This window comes from Saccharopolyspora sp., assembly GCF_017434145.1.
Taxonomy (GTDB): domain Bacteria; phylum Actinomycetota; class Actinomycetes; order Mycobacteriales; family Pseudonocardiaceae; genus Saccharopolyspora_C; species Saccharopolyspora_C galaxeae.
This window is the reverse complement of record NZ_JAFRFW010000261.1, coordinates 1-5,795: the sequence shown is the minus strand read 5'-3', so window position 1 is coordinate 5,795 and position 5,795 is coordinate 1. Positions and strand designations below refer to the sequence as shown.

General features: G+C 67.7%; 6 protein-coding genes. 1 reads left to right on the top strand and 5 read right to left on the bottom strand.

Annotated elements, in window-relative coordinates; translation table 11 throughout:
• Nucleotides 1-50 precede the first annotated feature (50 nt).
• Entirely contained in the window at nt 51-410 is a 360-nt protein-coding gene (locus IJH84_RS07300) for a helix-turn-helix transcriptional regulator (RefSeq protein WP_007633539.1), read from the bottom strand.
• A gap of 49 nt (nt 411-459) precedes the next feature.
• On the bottom strand, nt 460-1,791 hold the full coding sequence (locus IJH84_RS07295) for an NAD(P)-binding domain-containing protein (protein ID WP_295141843.1): 1,332 nt from the start codon (nt 1,789-1,791) through the stop codon (nt 460-462).
• Nucleotides 1,792-1,873: 82 nt separating this feature from the next.
• Here IJH84_RS07295 and IJH84_RS07290 point away from each other — a divergent pair, with 82 nt between their 5' ends.
• Nucleotides 1,874-2,215, top strand: a complete 342-nt coding sequence (locus IJH84_RS07290) for a helix-turn-helix transcriptional regulator (RefSeq protein ID WP_010157049.1) — start codon at nt 1,874-1,876, stop codon at nt 2,213-2,215.
• A 9-nt stretch (nt 2,216-2,224) separates the two neighbouring features.
• On the opposite strand, the gene IJH84_RS07285 is transcribed toward IJH84_RS07290, so the two are convergent.
• From IJH84_RS07285 to IJH84_RS07275, 3 genes are read right to left on the bottom strand one after another with little or no spacing between them, the layout of a single operon-like run.
• The gene (locus IJH84_RS07285; protein WP_295141838.1) at nt 2,225-4,186 is read right to left on the bottom strand and encodes a hypothetical protein; all 1,962 of its coding nucleotides are present in this window, start codon (nt 4,184-4,186) and stop codon (nt 2,225-2,227) included.
• Between the two features lie 6 nt (nt 4,187-4,192).
• The gene (locus tag IJH84_RS07280) at nt 4,193-4,528 is read right to left on the bottom strand and encodes a helix-turn-helix transcriptional regulator (RefSeq protein WP_010157051.1); all 336 of its coding nucleotides are present in this window, start codon (nt 4,526-4,528) and stop codon (nt 4,193-4,195) included.
• Nucleotides 4,518-5,573 carry a tyrosine-type recombinase/integrase gene (locus IJH84_RS07275; RefSeq protein WP_010157052.1) on the bottom strand — a complete coding sequence of 352 codons (1,056 nt, stop codon included), beginning with the start codon at nt 5,571-5,573 and terminating at the stop codon, nt 4,518-4,520. The genes IJH84_RS07280 and IJH84_RS07275 overlap by 11 nt, the downstream gene beginning before the upstream one ends.
• Nucleotides 5,574-5,795 lie beyond the last annotated feature (222 nt).

The window sequence follows — 5,795 nt, the reverse complement described above, 5'->3', positions numbered from 1 at the left end:
GGCCTCCTCGCCGACCCGGGTCTCCGGCTCGTCGCAGCCGCACGCCGCGCTCACGCGCCCGCTCCCGTCCCACAGCAGCCCGGCACCGTGCACTCGGCGTCCACGCACGGCGCGTGCTCGTCCACGGCCAGCGTCACGTCCACCAGCGCCGTGAGCGCCGCCGCGAGGTGCGGGTCGGCGATCTCGTAGCGCGTCTGCCGACCCTCTGGCTCGGCGACTACGATCCCGCAGTCGCGAAGACAGGTCAGGTGGTTCGACACGTTGGAGCGCGTCAGCTCCAGCTCGCGCGAGAGCACGGCCGGGTAGCTCGGCCCGTCCAACAGGGTCATCAGGATCCGGGAGCGCGTCGGGTCCGCCATGGCCCGGCCCAGCCGGTTCATGACGTCGAGGCGAGAAGCAATGGTCAGCATGCACTGAACTATACAGCAGGCACTGACCTGAAACCAATGGGTAGTGAACCTAGGATGCCGAACCCACGTCGAGTTGGATGAGCTGCGGGGCCGGCGCGCAGCACGATCCCGCGCTGGCGGACTCGTCCGGCGCATCGAAGAGCCCCGAGCCGCCGCACACGCCCGTGTCGGGCAGAACGAGGTCCACCCGTCCCGCGGCCTCGCGGTCCCCGGCGATCGCGGCGACGACGCTGCGCACCTGCTCGAACCCGGTCAGGGCGAGGAACGTCGGCGCACGGCCGTAGGACTTCGCTCCCACGATGTAGAACCCCGGCTCGGGCTGCTCGAGGTCGGCCGCGCCGGTGGCCCGGACGGAGCCGCAGGAGTGCACGTTCGGGTCGACCTCCGCAGCGATCTTCGACGGGGCCTGCAGGCGCATGTCGAGGTCGAGACGGATCTCGGAGAGGAAGGACAGGTCGGGACGGAAGCCGGTGGCGACGAAGACCCGAGCGGCAGGCGCGAGCCGGCGGCCGTCCTCTGCCACCAGCACCGCCTCGCCGGCGGCGAGGGCGACCTGCTCGGTGCGGAACCCGGTCACGAGGTCCACGAGGCCGTCCTCGACGGCCTTCTTCGCGCGCTGACCCAGCGCTCCGCGCTGCGGCAGTTCGTCGGCGCTGCCGCCGCCGAAGGTGTTGCCGACCGTGCCGCGGCGCAGCACCCAGGTGATCCGCGTCCCCGGCTCGCGCTTGGCCACCCGCGACAGGATCCCGATCGTGGTCGCGGCGGAATGGCCGTTGCCAACGACCACGACGTGCTGGCCAGCCAGGGCACTGGCGTCCTCGATCGCGGGCATGCGGTGCTCCAGGAGGCCTGCGTCTGTCGCTGCGCTCTCGCCGAGGGCAGGGAGCCCGTCAGCTCCGGCGGGGCTCGGTGTGCGCCAGGTGCCCGAGGCGTCGATCACGGCGCTCGCTTCGATCCGCTCCTCGGTGCCGTCCGCGCGCTCGACGTGGACGACGAAGGGCTGCTCGGCGCGGCCGTCGTCGACGGAGAGGTCGCGGCCCTTGCGGCCTACGCCGACGACCCCCGCTCCGTAGCGCACGCGGTCGCCGAGGGCCTCTGCGAGGGGTGCGAGGTACTGCTCGATCCACTGCGCGCCGGTCGGGTAGCCCTGCGTCGGGGCCGACCATCCGGTCGGCTCCAGTAGGTGTCGCGAGGCAGCATCAGTGAGCTCGGTCCACGGCGAGAACAGGCGCACGTGGCCCCACTCGGCCACGGCCGAGGCGGTGGCGTCGCCGGACTCCAGGACGATTGTGTCGAGCCCGCGCTCGATCAGGTGGGCTGCGGCGGCCAGTCCCTGCGGACCGGCACCGATGACGACGACGGGATTCACTGCGACCTCCATGCATTGACGTTCTTCGATGTGAGACAGGAACGATCTTGAGGCTCATATCGACAGATGTCAATACGTCGGGCAGAATGGAGCCATGAACGCACTGCCCGTCACTATCGACACCAGCGCAGGCTCCTGCTGCGCCCCCGGCCAGGCGATGGACGACGGCACGGCTCACGACCTCGCGAAGGTCTTCAAAGCGCTCGGCGACCCGACGCGGGTGAAGCTGCTCTCCATGATCGTCGGCAGCAGTGCCGGCGAGATGTGCGTCTGCGACCTCACCGACCCAGTGGGCCTGTCGCAGCCGACGGTCTCCCACCACATGAAGCTGCTCGTCGAGGCGGGCCTGGTCACCCGCGAGCAGCGCGGGAAATGGGCCTACTACCAGCCCAGCACCGGGACGCTCGCCGACGCGGCGAAGGCGCTGCTGGGCTGAGCTTCGTTATCAATCGGACGCCGAGCGGATCTTTGGGTAGTCGGACCAGTCCCCACTGGCGAGGCGCGACCACGCGGCGGCCGACGCCGGTGTTATGCCGAGCAAGTCGGACACGATCCGCGGGTGCATCTGCCGGGTGAGTTCGATGAGGGCGGTTGTCCGTGCGCTTCCGGAGCGGAGCCCTTCGGCGCGGAGGCGGCGACTGATCGGCCCCGGGGTGAGGTGGAGTCCCGGGTTTCTGCCGGGGAATAGCCATCCTTCGGGATGGCGCATCGACGCGTCGACGAGGTCGATGATCGCGTCTCCGAGAACCTTGGGGAGCTCGATCGGTTCCGCCCCGATAGTGAGCTTCACGGGCTGGGATGTCGCGTCGACCTGATCGCGGGTGAGGGTGATGATGCGGGTGAGCTGGATGCCGTAGAGGAGCACGAGCAGGCCCGCAGCCCGGGTCTTGGAGTCCATGTCCGTGTCCGTGAGGAATCGGCGGGCCATCTGCCATCGGTGGTCGGACTCGTAGTGCCGGCCCTCGAGGCGACTCGGCCGGAACTCGACGCGGAGGGTGCTCAGATGGTGGCGTCGCAGCCAGCGGGTGAAGGGTGCCAACGCGTCTCGCTGGCTTGGAGAGTCCGTGAGAAACGCGTCGAGGCGACGCTGGGGGAAGGTGGCGAGCGTCTCGTGTTGCGATCTGATCTCGTGCAGGAGCGCGGCGCAGTGTTTGAGCGCTGCGCGTTGCCGCTGGAACCCAGCCGCAGGGTTCGATGGGCCGCGAGACACCGCCCGGAATGCGCGCGTCGAACGGAGCAACTCCCAGGTGCAGTACCGGCGCAGGACAAGCCGGTCTTCGGCGTGCCCAACCTCTGATAACCATTTCTCGAACCAGTGGTCGAAGCGCGCGGCCTCGACGTCAAGCTCCGGCAGTACGCCGGAGCGAACCAGCAGCGAGAGGAGGAATGCCACGGACTGCCCCGACTGGGCTCTGGTGATGATCGCATCGGCGGCGAGAGGCAGGGTTCCCTCGGCAAGTTCGCGGAGCACGGCGGCGCACTTGCTCTTGTGATGCCATCGCTCCAGAGAATTTGCTTTGCCATGGTGCGTGAGCAGGTAATCCGCAAGAGGCTGAAGTTCAGGGCGAATGTCCTCTGTCTCGTCGCAGAGAAGCCGCTGGATGGTGATCGGCCGCCGACACTCGGCGCAGAGGCGGTGTTTGCGCACTTCTTCGATCGAGCCGCAGCCGGGGCACGCCATCGTGATCGGCGCGCCGGCGCAGTCTGCGCAGACCTTCTGGGCGTTCATGAACCCGGTGAGGAACACCTTGCGACCGCATTCAGGGCAGGGCTGCGGGGTACGCATTGCGTAGTAGCAGCGGGCACAGACGCGCCGTCCATCGAGGTGGGATGCAACCCGGCCGGGTTCTCCGCAGAGCCCGCAGGTTTTGATCGGAGCGGTGTAGCAGGCCAGGCAGACGAGCCCGGGACGACGGACAACGATGGTCGCGCGCTGACCGCACCGTGAGCAGTGGTCGAAGGAACGCGGATCAGCACGCCAGCATTCACGGCAGTATCGCTTCCCATCGATGGTGCGCTGCACCGGCCTCACCCGGTCGCAGGTCGCGCATGCGACGGATCTAGCGTTCCGCTCGCAGCGGGAGCAGCGACGCCCGCCGCTCGGCGTCTTGTGCGGCATGCGGACGGCGCGACCGCACGACTCGCACGTCGGCAGGACGACCCGACTCGCGCCCTCAGCGACGAGCGCGTGCGCGAGGTCCTGGACTGTCACCGGCACATTCGAGTGACGTCCTTCGAGGACTCCGGGTTGCTTGAGGAGAGCGAGCTCGAGTAGGCGTTGCGTGAGCGGTACCGGAGCGACCGTGTTCACGATCTCAGCGAGACGTTCCGTCGGGATCTCGATCGCGACCCACTGGATGAGCATCACGACTTCTGCGACGCGCGGCTCCTGCGGCGGTTTGGCCACGATGGTCTACTTGGTGCGTGGACGGCGGATGGTGGCGCGAACGGGCCTGAGATCGCCGATCGACCCGCGCGTCGCTTCTTCGCCCACGGCGATCGGGGCCGCGGCCTCGCGGCGGGTGATTGTCACAAGATCGTCGAGGGAGCACTCCAGCGAGTCGCAGAGCGCGGCGAGGACGTCGAGACGCACCCGTTGCGGCGGTTGCGTCACCAGCCGATAGACCTGCTCGCGGGAGAGGTCGATGCCGCGCTCCTCAAGCAGAGGTTTCAGCTTGGAGGTCTGGAAGATGCCGCGTGACGCCATCACGCTGCGCAGGTTCCATCCGGTCTCAAGTTCAACGGTCATCCGCTTCTCCTTCGATGAGGGCCTTCAACGCCTCTGCGAGCACCCGGTTCTTGTAGTCCGAGCTGACGGAGGCGTAGATCGACGTCGTCGACGCGTGCATGTGCCCGACCTGCTCCTGCACGAATCGCTCGGCGTAGCCGAACTCGAGCAGGTGCGTGACGTAGGAATGACGGAGGCTATGCAGCGTCAGATCCTTCGACAGGCCGGCCTCGTCGCGCAGTTCCGCGAACCTCCGGTCGAGGTAGCCGGCGGACAGGCGGGTGCGTCGCTCGGTCACCCAGAGCGCGTCGAGGTCGTCACCGGGCGCAAACCGCTCCCGGGCCTGCTCGAGCCACTGCTGCATGCCCGGCACCCACCAGTCGAACTCCGGCACCAGCAGCACCGTGCGACGACGAGGAGCGCCGCCTCCCGCCGCCTTCGCCCAGCGCACGTGGATCGCACCGTAACGTCCCCATTGGCGCATCTTGGCGTTGTGGTGCAGGTCGACGGTGTCGAGCATCACAGCCTCGGTGCGGCGCAGCCCGAACGCGTAGACCGTCTTCAGCAGCTGCGCGTCCCGAAGCGCCCCGAGCGCGCCTTTTCGTCCCGAGCTCACGAGCAGCTCGACCCGGGCGTCAGCGGTGTCGAACAGGTCCTCCACCTCGTCGTAGGTGAACGGCCGGCGCTTTCCATCGCCCTCGAACTCAAACCGATGCGCGACCGTGTTCCACGGCAAGCACACCTGCGACGGGATCTCGCCGAACTCCCGATCGCAGATCTCCATCCAGTCGTACAACGGATTCGTCAGGTAGTCGCAGAACCCACGGATTGCGCCATGGTGGTGACGCAGGGTGGACAGCGTCAGAGTGCGATCGGTGGCTTCTCTCGTGAACTCGTCAACGTCCGCGACCGTCCACCTCCACGGCGGCTTGTCCACGAAATCCCGGAAGCGGGCCACCGTCGCCGTGCGGTTCTGGATGGTCTGCTCACGGAGCCCTCGCGACAGCTGCTGATTCCGCCAGCCGTCCATCATCGCGTCGAAGACCTGCTGCTCCGGGTTCGCCAAAGCGACGTTCGACGCCGAGGTGACCAGTCGAAGTGCAGCTGGAGCGCTCCCAAAATCTTGCATTAGATGCAACAAAGTATGGGACAGTGCATCACCGAGTCAAGTCGGATCTTGGGAGACGCGTGATCTCGCAGTTAGAGTCAGAGCGGACCAGCCCAACCGAGACCAATAGTCCTCGTTTGCGAGCGTCAACAGTTGCATCCGCTGCAACATTCGACGGTT